Origin of the sequence: Vibrio barjaei (assembly GCF_001639065.2) — a bacterium.
Taxonomy (GTDB): Bacteria; Pseudomonadota; Gammaproteobacteria; order Enterobacterales; family Vibrionaceae; genus Vibrio; species Vibrio barjaei.
On the sequence record NZ_LQXO02000022.1, the window covers coordinates 185,843 to 205,897 of the forward strand.

17 protein-coding genes are annotated in these 20,055 nt (G+C 44.2%); 13 read left to right on the forward strand and 4 right to left on the reverse strand.

Annotation, left to right across the window (positions count from 1 at the left end):
* Positions 1-3 precede the first annotated feature (3 nt).
* Positions 4-1,350: a glutamine synthetase family protein gene (locus tag AWH66_RS11425; RefSeq protein ID WP_063603068.1), complete on the reverse strand. Its 1,347-nt coding sequence runs from the start codon at positions 1,348-1,350 to the stop codon at positions 4-6.
* A 347-nt stretch (positions 1,351-1,697) separates the two neighbouring features.
* On the opposite strand from AWH66_RS11425, the gene AWH66_RS11430 reads away from it, so the two are divergent.
* From AWH66_RS11430 to AWH66_RS11475, 10 genes are all read left to right on the forward strand, one after another.
* The gene (locus AWH66_RS11430; protein ID WP_063603069.1) at positions 1,698-2,444 is read left to right on the forward strand and encodes a gamma-glutamyl-gamma-aminobutyrate hydrolase family protein; all 747 of its coding nucleotides are present in this window, start codon (positions 1,698-1,700) and stop codon (positions 2,442-2,444) included.
* A gap of 16 nt (positions 2,445-2,460) precedes the next feature.
* Positions 2,461-3,018 carry an HTH-type transcriptional regulator PuuR gene (puuR, locus tag AWH66_RS11435; protein WP_063603070.1) on the forward strand — a complete coding sequence of 186 codons (558 nt, stop codon included), beginning with the start codon at positions 2,461-2,463 and terminating at the stop codon, positions 3,016-3,018.
* Positions 3,019-3,044: 26 nt separating this feature from the next.
* Positions 3,045-4,529: an aldehyde dehydrogenase gene (locus tag AWH66_RS11440; protein ID WP_063603071.1), complete on the forward strand. Its 1,485-nt coding sequence runs from the start codon at positions 3,045-3,047 to the stop codon at positions 4,527-4,529.
* Positions 4,530-4,560: 31 nt separating this feature from the next.
* Entirely contained in the window at positions 4,561-5,838 is a 1,278-nt protein-coding gene (locus tag AWH66_RS11445) for an NAD(P)/FAD-dependent oxidoreductase (protein WP_063603072.1), read from the forward strand.
* A 78-nt stretch (positions 5,839-5,916) separates the two neighbouring features.
* Positions 5,917-6,783 (forward strand): N-carbamoylputrescine amidase, encoded by an 867-nt coding sequence (gene aguB, locus AWH66_RS11450; protein WP_063603073.1) that lies wholly within the window; start codon positions 5,917-5,919, stop codon positions 6,781-6,783.
* 11 nt (positions 6,784-6,794) lie between these two features.
* Entirely contained in the window at positions 6,795-7,877 is a 1,083-nt protein-coding gene (aguA, locus tag AWH66_RS11455) for an agmatine deiminase (protein WP_063603074.1), read from the forward strand.
* A 66-nt stretch (positions 7,878-7,943) separates the two neighbouring features.
* Positions 7,944-9,371, forward strand: coding sequence for an NAD-dependent succinate-semialdehyde dehydrogenase (locus AWH66_RS11460; RefSeq protein WP_063603075.1), 1,428 nt, complete (start codon positions 7,944-7,946; stop codon positions 9,369-9,371).
* 31 nt (positions 9,372-9,402) lie between these two features.
* The gene (gabT, locus tag AWH66_RS11465; protein ID WP_063603076.1) at positions 9,403-10,677 is read left to right on the forward strand and encodes a 4-aminobutyrate--2-oxoglutarate transaminase; all 1,275 of its coding nucleotides are present in this window, start codon (positions 9,403-9,405) and stop codon (positions 10,675-10,677) included.
* 390 nt (positions 10,678-11,067) lie between these two features.
* Complete coding sequence (manA, locus tag AWH66_RS11470) at positions 11,068-12,258, forward strand: mannose-6-phosphate isomerase, class I (RefSeq protein ID WP_063603077.1); 1,191 nt, start codon at positions 11,068-11,070, stop codon at positions 12,256-12,258.
* Positions 12,259-12,431: 173 nt separating this feature from the next.
* The gene (locus AWH66_RS11475) at positions 12,432-12,971 is read left to right on the forward strand and encodes a GNAT family N-acetyltransferase (protein ID WP_063603078.1); all 540 of its coding nucleotides are present in this window, start codon (positions 12,432-12,434) and stop codon (positions 12,969-12,971) included.
* Between the two features lie 78 nt (positions 12,972-13,049).
* On the opposite strand, the gene AWH66_RS11480 is transcribed toward AWH66_RS11475, so the two are convergent.
* Positions 13,050-13,970, reverse strand: coding sequence for an aminoimidazole riboside kinase (locus AWH66_RS11480; protein ID WP_063603079.1), 921 nt, complete (start codon positions 13,968-13,970; stop codon positions 13,050-13,052).
* Between the two features lie 165 nt (positions 13,971-14,135).
* Between AWH66_RS11480 and AWH66_RS11485 the strand changes: the two genes are divergently transcribed.
* Entirely contained in the window at positions 14,136-15,143 is a 1,008-nt protein-coding gene (locus AWH66_RS11485) for a LacI family DNA-binding transcriptional regulator (protein WP_063603080.1), read from the forward strand.
* 242 nt (positions 15,144-15,385) lie between these two features.
* On the opposite strand, the gene AWH66_RS11490 is transcribed toward AWH66_RS11485, so the two are convergent.
* Positions 15,386-15,568 (reverse strand): hypothetical protein, encoded by a 183-nt coding sequence (locus AWH66_RS11490; protein ID WP_038227355.1) that lies wholly within the window; start codon positions 15,566-15,568, stop codon positions 15,386-15,388.
* Positions 15,569-16,180: 612 nt separating this feature from the next.
* On the opposite strand from AWH66_RS11490, the gene AWH66_RS11495 reads away from it, so the two are divergent.
* Entirely contained in the window at positions 16,181-17,281 is a 1,101-nt protein-coding gene (locus AWH66_RS11495; RefSeq protein WP_063603081.1) for a carbohydrate porin, read from the forward strand.
* A gap of 469 nt (positions 17,282-17,750) precedes the next feature.
* Here the strand turns inward: AWH66_RS11495 and AWH66_RS11500 are convergent, their stop codons facing one another.
* Positions 17,751-19,121: a YjiH family protein gene (locus AWH66_RS11500; protein WP_063603082.1), complete on the reverse strand. Its 1,371-nt coding sequence runs from the start codon at positions 19,119-19,121 to the stop codon at positions 17,751-17,753.
* A gap of 299 nt (positions 19,122-19,420) precedes the next feature.
* Between AWH66_RS11500 and AWH66_RS11505 the strand changes: the two genes are divergently transcribed.
* Positions 19,421-20,047 carry a hypothetical protein gene (locus AWH66_RS11505; protein ID WP_063603083.1) on the forward strand — a complete coding sequence of 209 codons (627 nt, stop codon included), beginning with the start codon at positions 19,421-19,423 and terminating at the stop codon, positions 20,045-20,047.
* Positions 20,048-20,055 lie beyond the last annotated feature (8 nt).

Here is a 20,055-nt window from a genome sequence, read left to right on the forward strand (position 1 = left end):
TCGTTATGCAGAGTGAAGCATCCAATCAATTTCTAACGGTGTAATAATGCGCTCGAATTCGGCCAGTTCACTTCGTTTGCAAGCGAGATACATATCAATAAAGTCTTGAGAGAAAAAGGCACCTAATTCACTGGCTTCAAGCTGTGTCAGTGCATCAGACATACGTGTTGGTAGGTCTACGGCGTTTTCACTAAGAGCTGGTGGACATTGTTCTTGGGTATAGTTATCACTCGCTAATACGGCTGAGAGTACTACTGCAGCGAGAATGTATGGATTGACATCCGCACCTGCGATGCGGTGTTCAATGCGACGGTTTTTACCGTCGCTAATTGGAACGCGAAGGGCGACGCCTCGGTGATTCTCACCCCAGTCCGCTTTTGTTGGTACGTAAGCACCAGGCACAAAACGACGGTAAGAGTTCACGTTGGGACATAGGAGGGCCATCGCATCCGAAATCTGCGATAACATTGCAGCCATAGTTTGGTAGAACAGTGAACTTGCAGAGTCATCGTCTTTATTGGTAAACAGGTTATCGCCTTGCTCATCGATAAGGCTGATGTGCATGTGTTGTCCATTTCCTGCTTCTTCAAGGAAAGGTTTTGCCATGAATGTGGCATCAAAACCGTGTTTGTGGGCGATTTGTTTAATAAGACGCTTAGAGAAAATGATTTCGTCGCATACGCGAAGTACGTCTTGTGAGTGATTAAAGTTAATTTCAAACTGACCCGGTGCAGATTCTGATAGCGCACCGGCCGTATTTAAACCTTGATCTGCGGCCGCAGCGTTAAGCTCAGCAAGGAAGTCAGCATAATCATCAAGTCCATCGACATCGTAGACTTCGGTATCTCTTTCGCGTCGATTCTTCGTCGGATTAATAGCGGTTTGCAGTTCACCATTTTCACCGCGTTCTTTATCAATGAGGTAAAACTCAAGCTCCAAAGCAACAACTGGAAACATACCTTTTGAATGTAGAGTATTCAACATACGGTCGATGATGTTGCGAATAAACAGACGGTGAGGGGTTTTTCCATCGTCTTCCATCATGCTGAGTAGTAGTTGTCCGGTACCTTCCTTTGCCGTTGGCAGCAAAGTACCAGCGACTGGGAAGCAAAGGTTATCAGGCTCGCCCAGATCTTCACCTAACCCCGCAGATTCAACAACGGCACCTTTGGTATCGAGCGTAATAGTAGAAAGTGGAAGAGCAACACCTTTCACTAACTTGTCTAAGGCATCTACCGGTATGCGTTTACCGCGCGGTGTCGCATTGACATCAGTGAAAATGAGATCAACGTACTTAATTTCTGGCCAACTTTGTCGAAAATTTTTAACTTCCTGTAAATAGGTATCCATCTTTACTACTCCTAGTGGCCCCACTCTTTGATGAAAAGTTAGCTTAGTGTTTAACAAAAAGAACACAAAAGCCATGTGTTAAATGGGGTTTTTGGCTGTTTTATAAACTTATGTAATTGTTTTTATTGTGATTTGTTTAATTTGGCGATTATTTCGACCTTGTTAAACGTTAACTAATTTGTAACAGTTGATCGCCTTTTGCTCAATATATCGAGCAAAATTAGTGCTTTTTTTGAACAAAATAGAGATCAAAGTCACGATTTGGAACCTATTTTGAACACTTGTGTTGATAATTTTGTACATGGGTTGTACGGTTTTTGTTAAATAAATCGAACGTGAGTGTGACAATGTCTGAGATAAGAAAACCAATAATAGGACTCGTAAGCTGTAAGAAAGAGCTCGCTGGATATCAGATACAGGCATTGAATGAGTTCTACCTTCAAGCAGTGAAAGACTTCGGCGGCACACCCATCATTCTTCCATCTGTAATAGAAGAGAGTGAGCTAGATAGAGTATTGGCGGTTTGTGATGGACTGTTATTCCCTGGTAGTCATTCCAATGTGGCACCTCATCGATACAACGGTTCACATGAAGAATTGAAGAAAGATGAAGCGCGAGATGAATTAGCGATTCAGCTTATACGCCGTGCTATAGATATGAACATTCCGTGCCTTGGTATTTGTCGTGGTTTCCAAGAGATGAACGTGGCGTTAGGAGGAAGCCTAAACCCTGCAGTTCATGAAGCGGGTTTCAATGACCATCGTGAAAGCGAATCAAAAGATTTTAATGAGAAATATGCTCCTGCTCATCCTGTTTACGTTGAGAACGACGGCGTCTTTCAACAATGGTTAGTGAAAGCAGAATGGGGCCAAACGGAGAAGTTTGAAGTAAATACACTACATAATCAGGGGGTTGAGAAGCTAGCTACAACATTAAAAGTAGAAGCTAAAGCGCCTGATGGACTTGTAGAAGCTTTTAGTCTGCCTGGTCAAAAATATTTTGTCGGCGTGCAGTGGCACCCAGAATGGCAAGCAAAACACAATCATTTCTCACAAATTTTATTTAAAGAATTTATTATGTCAGCTTCACAGTAATTTAGAGGCTGAATGCATGGATAACCACCAGATTGGTAAAAATATCGCTCAACTAAGAAAAGAGCGAGGACTTTCACAACGAGAACTGGCAGAAAAAGCGGGCATCACCCACAGCGCTATTTCTTCAATCGAGAATGCCAAAGTGAGTCCTTCGGTGAGTTCTCTGCAAAAAATAGTGAACGTTTTTTCGTTGTCTCTTTCTGAGTTTTTTACTCTTGAGCAACAAGAAAATAAAGAGATTAAGGTTGTGGTTAAACCAGAAGACCTCATTGAAATTGGCAGTGAAAGTGTCTCAATGAAGTTGGTTAACAATGGCAGCAATAAACAAGAAATCGGCTTTCTTATTGAAGAGTATGGGCCTAACAGTACAACGGGCGCATCCAATATCAAACACGAAGGTGAAGAAGTCGGCACCGTATTAAGTGGTGAAGTTGAACTTGAATATAACGGGGAGACCTACCTAATAAAGGCAGGGGAGTCTTACGTTATTGATACAACGATTCCACATAAATTTACTAATCACTCCGATAAGGCTTGCAGAATGATAAGTGCACACACGCCAAAAGCATTCTAGCGCCTTGAGGTAACCAAGGAGAGCGTATGAAAACGCAGCAACAATGGATTGAACAACGAAATGCTCTAAATATCGAGCAAAGAGCGTTTCTAAATGGTGAGTATACCGCAGCAGCAGATGGCAAGACGCTAGAGGTCGTAAACCCAGCTACCGATGAAATCATTGCTAATATTGCACGTTGCCAAACTGCCGATGTTGATTGTGCTGTAGATTACGCAAGACAAGCATTTAAACAAGGTGAGTGGAGTCAAATTGCTCCAGCGGCGCGTAAAGACGTACTGTTGAAGTTTGCTGCTCTTATTGATGAAAATGTTGAAGAATTAGCGCTATTAGAAACACTTGATACTGGTAAGCCGATTGCACACAGTGTGTCGACGGATATTCCCGGCGCAGCGAAATCTATTCGCTGGTATGCCGAAGCCATCGATAAAGTTTATGGCGAAGTTGCACCTACAGAAAAAGATGTTCATGCTTTTATCTCTCATCAAGCGATCGGTGTTGTCGCTGCTGTTGTACCTTGGAACTTCCCGCTATGGATTGGTTGTTGGAAGTTAGGTCCAGCCTTGGCGGCGGGCAACAGTGTCATCCTAAAACCATCAGAAAAGTCGTCATTGACGGCGATCTTTCTAGGCAAATTGGCGAATCAAGCAGGTATTCCTGCAGGTGCATTTCAAGTTATTACTGGTTTTGGCCATGAAGCGGGAGAAGCGTTGGCACGTCACAAGGATGTAGATTGTATTGCCTTTACAGGCTCTACTCGAGTGGCTGGTCATCTAATGATTGCTTCGGGCGAAACTAACCTAAAACGAGTTTGGGCTGAGGCGGGTGGTAAGAACGCAAATATTGTCTTTGATGATTATGCCGATCTTGACCGCGCAGCCGCAGAAACAGCTGCAGGTTGTTTCTATAACCAAGGTGAAGTATGCGTAGCAGCAACACGCCTTTTGGTTCACGAAAGCATTAAAGATGTATTTATCGATAAAGTAATTAGCGCAGCTCAAGCTTTCATGCCTAAAGATCCAATGGATCCAACGTCTTCTATGGGGGCGCTCATCGACCGCCAACACAAAGAAAAAGTGCTCGATTACGTTAAGTTAGGTCAAGATGCAGGGGCAACACTACGCTGTGGTGGCGACGTAGCCGGTAAAGGCGCCTTTGTTGAACCAGTGATTCTCGATAATGTGGACAACAGTATGCGTGTGGCCCAAGAAGAGATCTTTGGCCCTGTATTGTGCGTCATTCCATTTAAAACAGAACAAGAAGCCATCGCTATCGCCAATGACTCTCAGTACGGCTTAGGCGCCGCACTTTGGAGTGACAATATTAATCGCGTACATCGAGTTGCTAAGCAATTAGAAGCTGGCTCTGTGTGGGTGAACAACTACAACGAGGGCGATATGACCGTCCCATTTGGTGGATTTAAAATGAGTGGTAATGGACGTGATAAGTCGATTCATGCCATCGAAAAATTCACTGAAACCAAGACGACATGGATTCGTCTCCAACCTTAAGCCTGAAGCTGTAATCGAAAGGAATGTAACCATGAACAAACATACTGATTCATATTATGCTCACTCAATCCCGAATGTAAGTGAGTACCCACAACTACAAGACAATATTGAGTGTGATGTGTGTGTCGTAGGCGCGGGTTTCTCGGGTCTTTCTTCAGCGCTTCATTTAGCAGAAAAAGGCTTTAAGGTTGTAGTGCTGGAGAACGCGAAAGTAGGGTTCGGCGCGACAGGTCGTAATGGTGGCCAGATTGTTAACAGTTATAGCCGTGACGTAGACGTTATTGAAAGTCGCTATGGTGAAAAGCAAGCTAAAGCACTGTGCGACATGATTTTTGAAGGTGGTGATATCATTCGCGGCCTTATCGACAAACATAATATTGATTGTGATTTCAAGCAGGGTGGAATGTTTACCGCTCTGAATAATAAGCAATTACAAGGTCTAGAAGAGCACAAAAAACACTGGGAACGCTATGGCAACGATCAGCTTCGTATGATGGATGCGAGCGAAGTGGAAGCCGCTGTCGGTACTACAGCTTATAAAGGCGCTCTGCTGGATATGCGTGGCGGTCATATTCATCCGCTCAAACTGGCATTAGGTGAAGCGGCGGCTGTGACGGCACTTGGTGGACAAATCTTTGAACAGTCTGGCGTTACTCGACTGGAAAAAGGTGCTAATCCTGTTGCTCACACAGAAAAAGGCAGCGTAAAAGCGAAATACATTGTTTTAGCGGGTAATGCTTATCTTGGTGGGCTTGCTCCAAACATCAGTAATAAAGCGATCCCTTGTGGTACTCAGGTGGTAGCAACAGAGCCTCTTTCTGAGGCGCAACTTAAAGAGATCTTGCCATCAGATTACTGTGTTGAAGACTGCAACTATCTATTGGACTACTTCCGTCTTAGCGCAGACAAGCGCTTACTATTTGGTGGCGGTGTAGTTTACGGTGCTCGTGACCCAGAGAACATCGAAGGCATCATTCGTCCTAAGATGGAGAAGATCTTCCCACAATTAAAAGGTATCGGTATTGATTATAAGTGGACGGGTAACTTCCTACTGACTTATTCCCGCATGCCGCAATTTGGTGCTTTTGCAGACAATATTTATTACCTACAGGGCTACAGTGGCCACGGTGTTACTTGTACTCACCTTGCCGGCAAACTGTTGGCTGAAGCACTAACCGGACACGCAGAACGTTTTGACGCGTTCGCTGATTTAACCCACATCGCGTTCCCTGGCGGTCGTCATTTTGCTATCCCGATGACAGCGATGGGGGCAGCTTATTACAACTTACGCGACAAACTAGCAATCTAATTCAGAAAATAACAAGAAGTGCCTGCTATGACAGGCACTCAGTCAGCCTCAAACAAAGAATAGATAAAGGAAGATCCGATGAGTAGAGTAGTTAAATTTGCTGCGATGCAGTTAACCAAAACTTGGGATTTAGAAGCGAATCTAGAAAAAATCAAAGGTGCGATTCGCGAAGCGGCGGCAAATGGTGCGAATGTTGTACTACCTCAAGAACTCATGGCAGCGCCTTACTTTTGTAAGAAGCAAGAAGCCAAGTATTTTGAACTTGCTGAAGAAACGGATAACTCTCGTCTGATCAAAGAGCTTAGCGCGCTAGCTAAAGAACTGAATGTAGTTATACCTGTGAGCTATTTTGAGAAAGCGGGAAACACCTTTTTCAACTCTTTAGTGATGATCGATGCAGATGGTACAGTACTAGAAAACTATCGCAAATCCCATATTCCAGATGGCCCTGGCTATAGCGAGAAATACTATTTCAGCCCTGGCGATACCGGATTTAAAGTATGGAAAACCAAGTTCGGTACTTTCGGTGCTGGTATTTGTTGGGATCAATGGTTCCCCGAGCTGGCACGTTGCTTAGTGCTCAACGGTGCAGAAGCTATTTTCTACCCAACAGCAATTGGTTCAGAGCCACAAGACCTATCTCTGGATTCACGTGACCATTGGCAGCGTACTATGCAAGGCCACTCGGCTGCCAACCTTGTACCCGTTATCGCGTCTAACCGTGTTGGGATAGAAGTGGATGACGGCATTGAAACTACCTTCTATGGTTCATCATTCATCACTGATCATACCGGTGGTAAGTTAGCAGAAGCTCCAAGAGAAGGTGAAACCATCATCTATGCGGAAATTGACCTACAAGCCACTGCGAAAGCGCGTCACGCGTGGGGCCTGTTCCGTGACCGTCGTCCGGACCTATATCAAGACATAATGAGCTTAGCTAAGTAACGAGGTGGCCGATGAAACTCGATACGACCCCAAAGCAAGACGGTTTCTATTTTCCTGCTGAATATGAACCAGTCAGAGAGGTCTGGTTGGCATGGCCTGAGCGTCGTGATAATTGGCGCGCTAGTGCGAAACCTGCGCAACAGACCTTTGCTAATGTGGCGAATGCGATTGCGGACGTAGTTTGTGTTTCTGTTGCGGTAAGCTCATCGCAATATGAAACTGCAAGAAGTATGCTGCACTCATCCGTCAAACTGGTTGAAATGGCGTTCAACGATTCTTGGATGCGCGACATCGGTCCTACCGTTGTGGTGAACTCATCGGGAGAGAGACGCGGTGTCAGTTGGAAGTTCAATGCTTGGGGAGGCGAGTTTAACGGCCTTTACGAAGACTGGAGTGATGACGATAAAGTTGCGGCATCCGTCTGTGATGTGTTGGGAATCGATCATTATCGCGCTCCTTTTGTTCTGGAGGGTGGCGCGATCCACACCGATGGCGAAGGCACGTTATACACGACTGAAGAATGCTTATTAAGTCCGGGACGTAACCCAGAACTAAGTAAACAACAGATAGAAGCGCTACTCGCCGAATATCTTGGTATCGAAAAGGTCGTTTGGCTTCCAAACGGTTTGTTTAATGATGAAACGGATGGGCATGTTGACAACTTACTTCACGTTGTCGCTCCAGCAAAAGTGGTACTCAGCTGGACAGATGATCCCTTCGATCCGCAATTTAAGCTATCACGGGAAGCGCATGCGGCGCTTAGTGCACAAACTGATGCAAAAGGTCGAGCCATTGAGATTGTCAAAATCCCCGTTCCGGGTCCTCTTTACTATTCGCAGGAAGAAGCGAATGGAATTGAATCAAGCGATGGTATGAATCGTCTCGAAGGTGAGCGCCTGAGTGCTTCCTATGCTAACTTTTTGATGGTGAACGGGCATATATTTTTGCCATTACTTGATGCCCAGTATGACGATACTGCTATCGAGATTTTGACAAAAGCGCTTCCTGATTATGAGATTGTTGGCATACCAACACGAGAAGTTTTACTAGGCGGTGGCAATATTCACTGCATTACCCAGCAGATTCCCGCTTAGGATTCATCTGCTTTTTATCCACAGCATTCCTAGTGAAAGCTAGGAGTAGGAACAAAAGGAATTACCATGCAGCAAATAAATAATAAGAGCTTACTCTCCTTTATGGTAACGGCAGCGGATAACGCTGTAGCCGTGACAAACCCAGCAACAGGCGAACTTGTGGGTCATGCTCCTATTTCATCTGAACCTGAGCTGATGGATGCGATCGAACGAGCTCATGTGGCGCAGAAAGAGTGGGCCAAAGTGCCAGCTAAGTCGCGCGCAGTATTATTAAACCGCTGGTATCAACTAATTCTTGAGAACAAAGACGACCTTGCTCGCATCATGACTGTTGAACAGGGTAAGCCATTGGCAGAAGCCGCGGGTGAGGTTCTGTATGGTGCCAGCTTTATTGAATGGTTTGCTGAAGAAGCCAAACGCACCTATGGTGACTCCATTCCGGGACCAACGGCAGATAAGCGCTTGGTAACCATCAAGCAACCTATTGGTGTCGCATGTGCGATTACGCCATGGAACTTCCCTATCGCTATGATCACACGTAAAGCAGGTCCTGCATTGGCTGCCGGTTGTACTTTTGTCGTTAAGCCATCGGATTCAACACCGCTGTCTGCATTTGCAATTGTGGAACTCGCGTACCAAGCGGGCATTCCGAAAGACGCGCTACAAGTGGTTCTAGGTGAAAGCTCACGCAAAATCGGCGCGATCTTCACTTCTCACCCATTGATTCGCAAGCTGTCTTTCACTGGTTCTACTCAAGTGGGCAGCGTATTGATGCAACAAGCGGCAAAAGACATCAAACGCACGTCGATGGAACTGGGTGGTAACGCACCATTCATTGTTTTCGATGATGCTGATATTGATGCAGCTGTGCAGGGCGCTATGGCCTCTAAGTTCCGTAATGCGGGTCAAACTTGTGTATGTGCTAACCGATTCTATGTGCACAGCAAAGTGTACGATGAGTTCGTAACGAAATTTGATGCAGCAGTACAGCAGTTAAAAGTCGGAAACGGCTTAGATGAAGGTGTCAACATTGGTCCAGTTATCAATGAAAGTGCAAAACAGGGCATCCAAGCTCTGATTGACCGTGCGGTAGAGCAAGGTGCTGTGCCTGTCACTCCTCTTAAGCAACTAGACGGTTTGTTTATGCAGCCAGTCGTCCTCAAAGATGTGAAACACAGCATGGATATCGTTCAAGAAGAGATCTTTGGCCCGGTGGCACCGGTGATTCGTTTTGATACGGATGAAGAACTTATCGAAATGGCGAACGACACGATTTACGGTTTGGCGTCGTACTTCTACAGCCAGAACATCCACCGTGTTTGGAAAGTAGCAGAAGCACTGGAATACGGTATGGTCGGCATTAATGAAGGTATTATCTCGACAGAAGTAGCACCATTTGGCGGCGTGAAGCAGTCGGGTATTGGACGTGAAGGTGCGAAGCAGGGTATCGACGAATATATGGATGTGAAATACCTGTGCTTTGGTGGCAACTAAACGTTTAGCGGTAACAAAAAAGGATTAAACAATGAAAAACCAACAACTACACGAAAGAAGAAGCAAAGTTATCGCTCAGGGTATGGGCGCGCTGTACCCACTTTATGTTGAGAAGGCTGACAACGCTCATGTATGGGATGTCGATGGTAACAAATACATTGATTTTGCGGCGGGCATTGCGGTGACAAACACTGGTCACTCAAACTCGCGCATCACTGACGCTGTAAAAGCTCAGATCGACAGTTTCTCTCATACTTGCGCTATGGTGACACCGTATGAATCTTTCGTTGAGCTGGCAGAAAAGCTGACTGATATTGCTCCGGGCGATTCGGAAAAGAAAGCGATTTTCCTAACAACGGGTGCCGAAGCGGTTGAAAACGCAGTGAAAGTAGCTCGTGCTCATACTGGGCGTAGCGGCGTGATCGCCTTCAAAGGTGGTTTTCACGGTCGTACCAATATGACCATGGGATTGACGGGAAAAATCGCACCATACAAAGCGGGCTTTGGTCCTTTCCCAAACGAAATCTACCATGCACCTTATCCAAATGCGTTCCACGGTATCAGTACGGAGGATAGCTTACAGGCACTACAAGATTTGTTTGCTTGCGATATTGAACCTAGTCGCGTTGCGGCGATCATTTTCGAGCCTGTACAAGGTGAGGGAGGTTTTTACCAAGCGCCAGCGGAATTTGCTCAGGCACTGCGCAACCTCTGTGATCAGCACGGTATTTTGCTGATAGCAGATGAAATCCAAACAGGCTTTGCTCGTACCGGTAAAATGTTCGCAACGGAGTATCTGGATATTGAACCAGATATGATGACCATGGCGAAAGGAATTGCTGGTGGTTTCCCAATCTCTGCCGTTGTCGGTAAAGCGGACGTCATGGATTCTGCGTTGCCTGGTGGCCTAGGTGGTACTTACGCTGGTTCTCCACTAGGCTGTGTTGCCGGTTTGGAAGTGCTTAAGATAATTGAAGAGGAGCAGCTATGCGCTAAAGCTCAAGGCATTGGTGAAGTGGTTAATGCGCGCATGACTGAGCTTCAAAAAACAGTGCCTGCGATTGGTGAGATTCGTACCATTGGCGCAATGATGGCGATTGAGTTTATCGATCCACAATCGGGGCAGCCACTGCAAGAAGTAACTAAAGCGGTGATTAGCAAAGCACAAGAAAATGGTTTGATTCTGTTGTCATGTGGGGTGAAAGCCAATGTCATTCGCTTGCTTCCGCCATTAACGATTGAATCAGATGTCTTGGCAGAAGGTTTAGACAAGCTGGAAGCCATCATCACTGAAGTAGCAAAATAGAACGACGGTAGGTCGGATAATATAAGCCCCCTCGATTCGAGCCCGAGGGGGCTTTTTTTGTGCGTTTTGCAATTTGTCTAGGAGTAATAAACCAAATTGTACCTTAGGTCTATCGCAGTTTTTGCCTGTTCCCAACAGCGGTTAATAATCTCTAACCTATTTAGTTATGGAATAAAATCTTTTGATTACAGCGGGTTAATGGATTGGTTTCTTCCCCAAGATACCATTTCTCCGTTGAATATCTTTTTTCAATCCCTTACTTAAAAACTATACAGTTTTACTCTAAAGTCTGCTAATTTGTGCTGACAAAATGAGAGCGATCAAAATCTCGATACCATGATTAAGATACATTGCTGCTCAGAAGAATTTAATAATCGCTTGGACTGAAAAATGAAACATCAACATTTCTTACCTATGCAGAACGTAATCCAAGATTATGCTTGGGGTAGCGTGACCTCTATTAACACTTTGTTTGGTATTGCCAACCCAGACAACAAACCACAAGCTGAGATTTGGATGGGTGCACACCCAGGAGGCTGCTCTGAAGTGGTTACCGCAGATAAGACTTTGCGTCTGGATCAGTTTGTTTCTGATAACCTAAATGATGTTTTGAGTGAAGCCATTAGCCAGAAATTTGGTGAGCTGCCTTACCTGTTCAAAGTCCTTGCAGCAGCGAGCGCTTTGTCTATTCAGGTTCACCCGAGCAAGGCTCAGGCGGAAGAAGGGTTTGCCAAAGAAGAAGCTGCTGGTATCGCGCGTAACGCAGCAAACCGTAATTATAAAGATCCAAACCATAAACCAGAGTTGGTTTATGCATTGACACGTTACCAAGCAATGAATGGTTTCCGTTCTTATGAAGAGATCTTAAGCAACTTCGAACAGCTTAATATTGAGGAACTAGCGCCTCTTATTAATGCTTATACAGCATCTCTAGACGCGACAGGTCTTGAGGCGTTGTTTGTTAGTATGCTGAAGCTTGACGGCCAAGCAAAAGATGCGGCATTGAATAAGTTGCTTGCCTTCGCTGAGACCAAACAAGGCGACGAAACCTTTGAGCTCATCTTATGGCTAAAGGATCTCTACCCTGGTGATATTGGTCTTTTCTCTCCATTATTCTTACACGTATTGACGCTTGAACCTGGCGAAGCGATGTTCCTGCACGCTTGTACTCCACACGCATACTGTCGTGGTACTGGACTTGAAATTATGGCGAGTTCAGACAACGTGCTTCGTGCAGGCCTAACGCCAAAGCACATTGATGTTGAAGAGTTGGCTTCTTGCACCATTTTTGAACCTAAGCTGCGCGAGGAGTTGTTAACTCAACCAGAAATGGATAATGGTGCGGAGCACTATCCAATCCCGGTAGAAGACTTTAAATTTAGCGTCTACGTTGACCAACAAGACCGATTTGTTAACGTCACGACACCGGAGATTCTATTTGCATTGGATGAGCCAATTGTATTGACGCATCTAGATGGCGAAACCATGACGGTTGAACGCGGTCATTCAGTGTTCGTTCCTGCCTCTGCGGGTAACTACAGCGTGACTTGTGCTGGCAAGTTCGCAAGAGCCTATTGCTAGCGTAATATGCTGCCAGTAGGCCAGTAATCCTACTTATAAAGGGAGATCGTGAAAGATCTCCCTTTTTTTGTGCAACTTGCCCATTACTTATGCAGCATGGATTGCATTTTAGTCGCAGATAATTAGTATGTAATGAAAGGATATGTAAAAACTTAAGCAGTAGGTACTATAAAATGGAATTTAGAGTAGCAGAATATTCTGACTACCAAAGTGTGGCGGAGCTACACGCGGTAAGTTGGCAAAAAGCCTATAAAGGCATCATGCGTCAGTCCTATTTAGACGAGTCGGTTCTTGAAGACAAGCAACTGGTTTGGCAAACCCGACTATTAAATCCTCCTTTCAGCCAACATGTCATTATTGCCGAGCACCAAGGCGAATTAGCGGGTTTTATCTGCCTGTTTGGTAATCATAATGTCGAGTTCGGTACTATCATTGATAACCTTCACGTTAGAGCAAGTGCGCAAGGTAAAGGTGTGGCAAAGAAACTGATCGCGTTGGCAATGGAATGGGCTGGTAAGTACTATCCAGACAATGGTGTGTTTTTGGAAGTACTGGCGGATAATGCGAACGCTATTAAGTTCTATGAATCCATAGGTGCAAACAAAGCGTTAAAACAGCGTGGCGAATCGCCATGTGGGCGCCATGTCGATGAGTATGTCTATACATGGAAAAGTCCAGAAGCGTTGATGGAACAGTGTGTTGTGTCGGTGTAGGTTGCCCTTTCAGACAATAGAATTAAAAAAACGCTTAACATGAACTATGTTAAGCGTTTTTGTTTCGTGCCAGGGGGATTACTTGATGTACTCCAAAAGCGCACTTTCATTAGGCAGTGCGGTCATTGCGCCTTTTTGCGTGGTTGCTAATGCCCCACAACCGTTAGCCCATCGTACAGCGTCATGAATGGTTTCATCATTTACCCAGCTTTCTGTTTTTGACAGGCGAGTTAACAGACCACCAACAAAGGCATCGCCTGCACCTGTCGTATCGACGGGTTTCACTGGAGTGCCAGCGATCAACTCTTGTTGTGTGCCACGAATTACCAGTGCCCCCTTTGCTCCTTGAGTAATCAAAACCAATGTATTGCCAAAGGGTTCAAGTGCTTCAATACCAGCCTCTAAGGTGTTGGTGTCTGTGAGGAACATGAGTTCGTCGTCTGAAAACTTAACCACATCGGCTAGCGCAATAGCTTCTCGGCAAACAGGTTTGATCAAGTTTTGATCGCCCCAGACCTCATCACGCAAGTTAGGGTCGAAGCTAACAAAGCCTCCAGCAGCCTTAATTTGTTTCATTGCGTCAATCGTAGAACTGCGGCTAGGTTCATTAGCAAGGGCGATTGAACAAACGTGCAGCCATTCGCCTTTCTCGAAAGCAGGAATGTCACTTTTCTGCATAAACTGGTCGGCACTAGGCTTAACCATAAAGGTAAAGCTGCGCTCACCGCTGTCATCTAAGTCGACAATAACGGTAGACGTGCGCTGTTGATCATCAAGCAGCATATACTCTGTATTGACGTTTTCGTCGCTCAAAGTCTGCTTCATAAAGCGACCTAGCGGGTCTTGTCCGACGCGACCGAAAAATCCAGTGTTACCGCCTAACCGTGCGATAGCTACGGCTACGTTTGCAGGCGCACCACCTGGACATTTCAAATAGGTAGTTGCCGTATCTGGTATCAAATCTACGACGGCATCTCCGGTTACCCACACTTTGCTCATGAGAAAAATCCTGTATTAACTAAGTTGTTTTTAGTCTACTAAATCGATTTAGCAAAGAAAATGTGTTTTAATACACCTCTAATGGATTGAAAATGAATTTGTGATCTCACACACGATCTTTTAGGAAAATAAGATCAAACTGACCGAGTGGATGAGTAGGAAGGAATGAGCAAAAAACTAAAACTTGCTGATATAGCAAAACTCGCTGGTGTATCGAAATCAACGGTGAGCTTTGTATTGAATGGACATGCAGAAAAGCATCGAATCACGAAAGAAACCGTGGAGAGAGTACTGCATGTTGTGCAAGAGAATAACTATTCGCCTAGTGTCTATGCCCGAGCGCTAAAATCAAAAAAGAGCTCTACTTTTGGACTTGTGATTCCCGATCTACTCAACCTTGGCTTTGCGTCTATTGCCAAAGAATTGGAACGTCTCTGCTTAGCATCAGGCTATCAGTTATTGCTGGCTTCAACCGATGATGACCCTGAAACAGAAATGCGCGCAGTAGACAATCTGATATCACGCCAAGTCGACGGCATCATGATTGCATCTTGCCTCACCAGTGACGCTTTTTATAGCGGATTACCTGACGATCTTCCGCTTGTTTTCTTTGACCGTTCGTTTGAATCTTCAGATTTTAATATGGTGACCACTGACGCTTACGATGCAACGAGAATGTTATTAACAGAACATACGAAAAACGTGGCAGAGTGTGTGTTTATCGGTGGACAATTAGAGCTTTCACCAAGTAAAGAACGCTATCAAGGTTACGTAGATGCGTTAGCTGCAAACCAGATTCCGTTGAATCAGAACTTAGTGTTCAATCGTGATTATCAGCCTTCAAGTGGTTACGATATGATGGCAGCGTGTGTTGATGAACTTGGTCGATTGCCACACTGTTTATTTACGGCATCTTATTCATTGTTAGAAGGGGTACTGCGCTATCTTAACGAACACGCTCTGTTTGCAACAGCAACCAATGAGCGGATGCGAATTGCTACGTTTGATAATTACGCCATATTGGACTGCTTACCGTTACAGATAGACTCTATAGAGCAAGACTGTAGCCAAATAGCGTCGGAGGTATTTGATTTCCTGCAAAAAGCCATGTCTGACTCCAATTACCAATACAAAGCTAGTGTTCCTGCTGTCATTCGTCAGCGTCACAACTAAATAAATTCTGTGACGCCGTCACTTACTAGCAGAGCTCAAAATAGAGAAGGAAGGCGCTCGAATCTGTGAACGAAATGCCAAAGAAATGACCAGTCAGCTTGCTCATTTATATAATGTGGCTGCTCTTGATTAAAACTTCTAGCCTGTCAAACGAACTTCATCATAGCGGTGCTCTACCGTAACAAAAGCAAAACGACCAGCCTGCAGCTGGTCGTTTTGCTTTTGAGATTTGTAGTTCCATATTAGCGATAGCTTCGCTTTGATGTACTTAGCTCCATAATCATGGCTAATTCTTCTTCCGTAACCAAATCGCTGGGCTGTTGGCGTGTTGATAAACGCTCAACAAATCGCTTCACGTCGCGAAGCTGCTCAGTATTTAAATGATGCATAGCGTCGACAATGTCTTTTTCTAGCGCATGGTTCATATCCGCATCACTCCTTTGTTCTTCCTTATCTCTAACTTAGACCATATGAGTCTAATAGCAAGGCTTTTTATGCATATTGTTACACTTGGTATCAGAGACATTGCATGGAGCACGAGAGCTAGATGAATAGAAAGGCAATACAAATAGTATGGAAAAAATAAACATGAGCCTTAGAGGTGACATAGAAAATACATTCACACCATTGTTACATTCTGGAAACTCATAATTAATAATTTAAATAGTAGTTAAGAATTACTATGTGTGTGAGCCAGATCACTGAAAGTAATTTATCCGCCAAAAAGTTCCCCTAAATTACCTCAATAAATGTTTTTAAAGCTAAATGTATATTTATTTATATATAAGATATTGATATTTAAGAATATTTGCATTTTTATAAAAACGTGATTTAGATAGGCATTTTCAAATTCTTAGGATTGCTGCATGTCGGGATATTAGTGAAAATTTGTCTCGTTCATTCGGTACATGATTTTCAAACTTTTGAGTGATGTGACTGGTGAATGAGTTTTCAAAGTTTAACGACGCTTATTCACGACAACTCAATAGCTTTTAAAAAATAACAAAAATAGTTAATTACAATCCTTGGGGTTAATAATGAAAAATACTTTCAAACTATCGCTAGCTGCAGTACTTGTTTCTTCTGCAATGGCGGCAAACGCTGGTATCTCTATCGCTGATAGCGAGACAGGCAACTTCTCAATTGGTGGTGATGTTGAGTTCGATTTCAACTTCCAAGATCTAGAAGGTGAGGACAGCAATAACTTCAACCAAACTGGTCGTATTCTTCTTGAATTTGCTGGCGAGCGTTACACTGAATCTGGTCATGTTTTCCAAGTAAATGTTCAACCTCTAATGCAAAGCAACGGCGAAGTTGCACTGGATGACGCATGGTTTGCATTCGGTAAGCAAGATGGCTGGAACCTACGTATGGGTCGTTTCGAGGCGTTCGATATGTTCCCTGTAGGTCAAGATACGTTCCTAGAGTACTCTGGTGATACTTCTAACGAACTAGTTTCTGATGCTGCTCCTTATGTGTACCAAATGAAAGAAGCTCGTGGTCGTGGTTCTGACGGTCAGATCATGTATAGCCAAACGTTCAACAACCTATACCTAGAACTAGGTTCGATGATTGGTGACCGCTCTGATCTATTCTCAGGCACAGATTATCACGGTGCAACTATCGACCGCGATAACACTAAGGACTCTGTACTTCTGCGTCCAGTAGTTGGCTACCAAGCAGGTAACTTCGGTATCGCAGCGTCTCTTGAGACAAACCTTGTTAAAGATGCGGTTGTTACTACTGACGGCGTAGATATCTCTGACCGTATGGGTTACGGTGTGACTGCAAACTACACAACAGCAGACTGGAACTTGATCGCTAACTTTGCATACATGGATGCGGTTGATGAGAACAACATGACTGTAGGCGTGAACGCGTTGTACAAAGGCTTTGGTCTAGGTTATATCCACGCGAATAACGACTATGAGCGTAAAGAAATCGCAAGTTCTGCAGACGGTAAAGCGAAAGTAGATACTGTATATGCTTCTTACGAGTTTGCTGATGTACTACAAGTTGAAGATTTCTCAATCTATCTTGGTGCATACTACACGACTATCGATGACCAAACTGATATCAAAGCATTCGAAGAAGAATCAGATAAAGGTGTTCGTGTACGCTTCAAGTACTTCTTCTAAGCGCTTAGCCTTATAGAACAGAAACACTGCCTTATATAAACGGAGCCCATTGGCTCCGTTTTCTTGTTTAGATTGCTAGCTTTAATAGTTGTACAACTACCTGATATTACGCCGAAATACTTCGCCTGCCTCTCGTCATTGGTGAACGCTTACCGCGTCTTACCGTCACCATGATGTTCTTGTTGATTTCCTCATAACTTATCGCTTCAAAAAGCCTCTACGTTACACGATGTTGGACCGTAACGAATGACAGTAGGAATTGTCCAATAATGAATAACAACACGACTCCGTTGGCATGTGGGAGCTTAAAGTAGCGAGTCTCTTATTGAGTATAGGAATGAGTGAGGGGAATGGTAGAAAGAAAGGTTTGAATTATGGCCGATACGATTTGTTGAATGGAAAAGCAAAAGATGAGTCATACAAAAAAGGCCCACCGAAGTGAGCCTCTTTAGCTGAGCAATTTAATCAACTAGAAAATCAAATGCGCTACACCAGCGATAACAGGTAGTGTAATCAAAGTACGCAGGATGAAGATAGCAAACAGTTCGAAGATGTTTACTGGGATACGGCTACCAAGTAGTAGAGCACCCACTTCAGACATATAGATAAGCTGAGTAACGGACATCGCAGCGATAACAAAACGCGTCATTTCACTATTGATTGATGCCGCTAGGATTGAGGGAATAAACATGTCTGCAAAGCCAACAACCATAGTCTTAGATGCCGCAACTGCTTCAGGTACGCCCAATAACTCTAGGTAAGGAATAAACGGTGTACCTAGCGTTTCAAACACTGAAGTATATTCGGCGATAACAAGCGCGACAGTACCTAGACCCATAACCACAGGAAGTACCCCAAACACCATATCTACGGCATTCTTAATACCTTCACCAAATACCGATTTTGCTGAGGTGACAGTGCCTGCTCTTTTAAGTGCCAAATCAAGACCCCAAGAGAAAGTAGAATGGCCTTCAGGAATCACTTCAGCGTCTTTAGCTGGTTTAGTACCGTCAATGAACACGTCTTTTTTGTTACGTAGCGGTGGCAAACGAGGAATGATGATCGCTGCAACAACACCGGCTAAACAGATAGCGCCATAAAACGGCAAAAACAGGTGTTCAAGCTCGACCTGAGCGATAACCACTAAGCTGAACGTGATTGATACTGCTGAGAACGTAGTACCAATAACGGCGGCTTCACGCATGGTGTAGAACTTGTTTTCGTACTGCTTGCTCGTCAGAAGAATACCAACACTACCATCACCCAACCAAGACGCCATACAGTCGATAGCACCGCGGCCTGGTAGGTTGAATACAGGGCGCATGATTTTACTCAATAATGCACCAAATAGTTCTAACAAACCAAAATTAAGCAAAAGAGGTAGCAATAAGCCTGCAAAGATAAAGACGGCAAATAGAGTAGGTAGTAGGCCTTCAAGGACTAGACCACCGGTGTTTTCTTCCCAAATCGCTTGAGGACCGACTTGGAAGTAAGTCATTACTACCGCCAAACCGCCGATCAAACGAACCGCTAACCACATTGGACTTGGATTAAATAGACCGTTTAAAAATTCATTGTTATTAATGAATGGCGGCTTAGCAATGCGGGTGATGACTGAGGCGATAGCCATAAATGCGATAATAGCGGTAACCAGAGGTACGATGAAGTCGCCAACCGCCGCTTGTAGTGACTTAGCTAAGACAGCAACAGGTATAGTTAAACCACCGTCGAAGGTGATTGGAGCCATAAATAGGAACAGGCCAATTAAAGACGGGATGAAGAACATCCAGAAGTTGCCTTTTTTTCCAGATTCAGGAACAGATTGAGCGCTATTTTGCATTTTTCTCTCGTGTTACAACTAGTTAATAATGGACAATTCCGTTGCCTATTTATTCACTAAACATCCATATTTGCTCATTGCGCGCAAGATTACTGCTTTTTATTAATCAAGGCAATACTATTCATCGATAAAGCCTAAATATTCATAATTAAGCACTAAAGTTACCGATGATATGCAAAACAATGTCTGGTGATTAGGCTTTGTAAATCTGTTTAAGTATAGTGGGTTGTTACTCTTTGAGCTTAGTAATCGAAAGCGCTACACTAAACGAAGAACTTAACTTATTGAGAATTATCATAATGCCTCGCAAGAAACTTCCAGTGCCACTGATTTTACTGATCCCACTTTGTCTTCTCGTCGTTGTCATTGTGGCTGGAGTCTATCGATTTTCGATGAGTGATGAGGAGATACTGGCCAAGTTTCCTTCTCATCAAGTAGAAAAGGCTGATGTCGTCGTAGAGACTATTCTAGGCGTGAAAGTGGTTAATCCATGGACAATTCAGGTACCAGAAACCAGTGCGTTTTCTCTACTTACTGACATCGATGTTGATAAACAAGTGGCTGCAGGGAGCTATGATGATGGTATGGAGCGTGGCAACGTCTACCTTCTGTATCAATTTAAACAGCTTATGTTTGAAAACGATAAGCTTCATTTTTCTGTTGTACCATTTGCCGTGAGTAACCAAGGCTCGGGTGTCTTCTATTACCTTGGTTTGTTTAATTGGGACGAATCAAGGCAGCGAGTAATCCTTACTGACGCTAAACTAGTAGGGGATCGCGTGGACATTGAATCTTTAGACTTATCTGGACAGGATGTAACATTAAAGTTCAAAAACCATGGTCCTGAACAGTCAATGGCAGAAACGCCAACAAAGGAAAACTCACTGGTTTGCACACTGAAAAATGGCAAATTGACAGGATGTTAATTGGAATT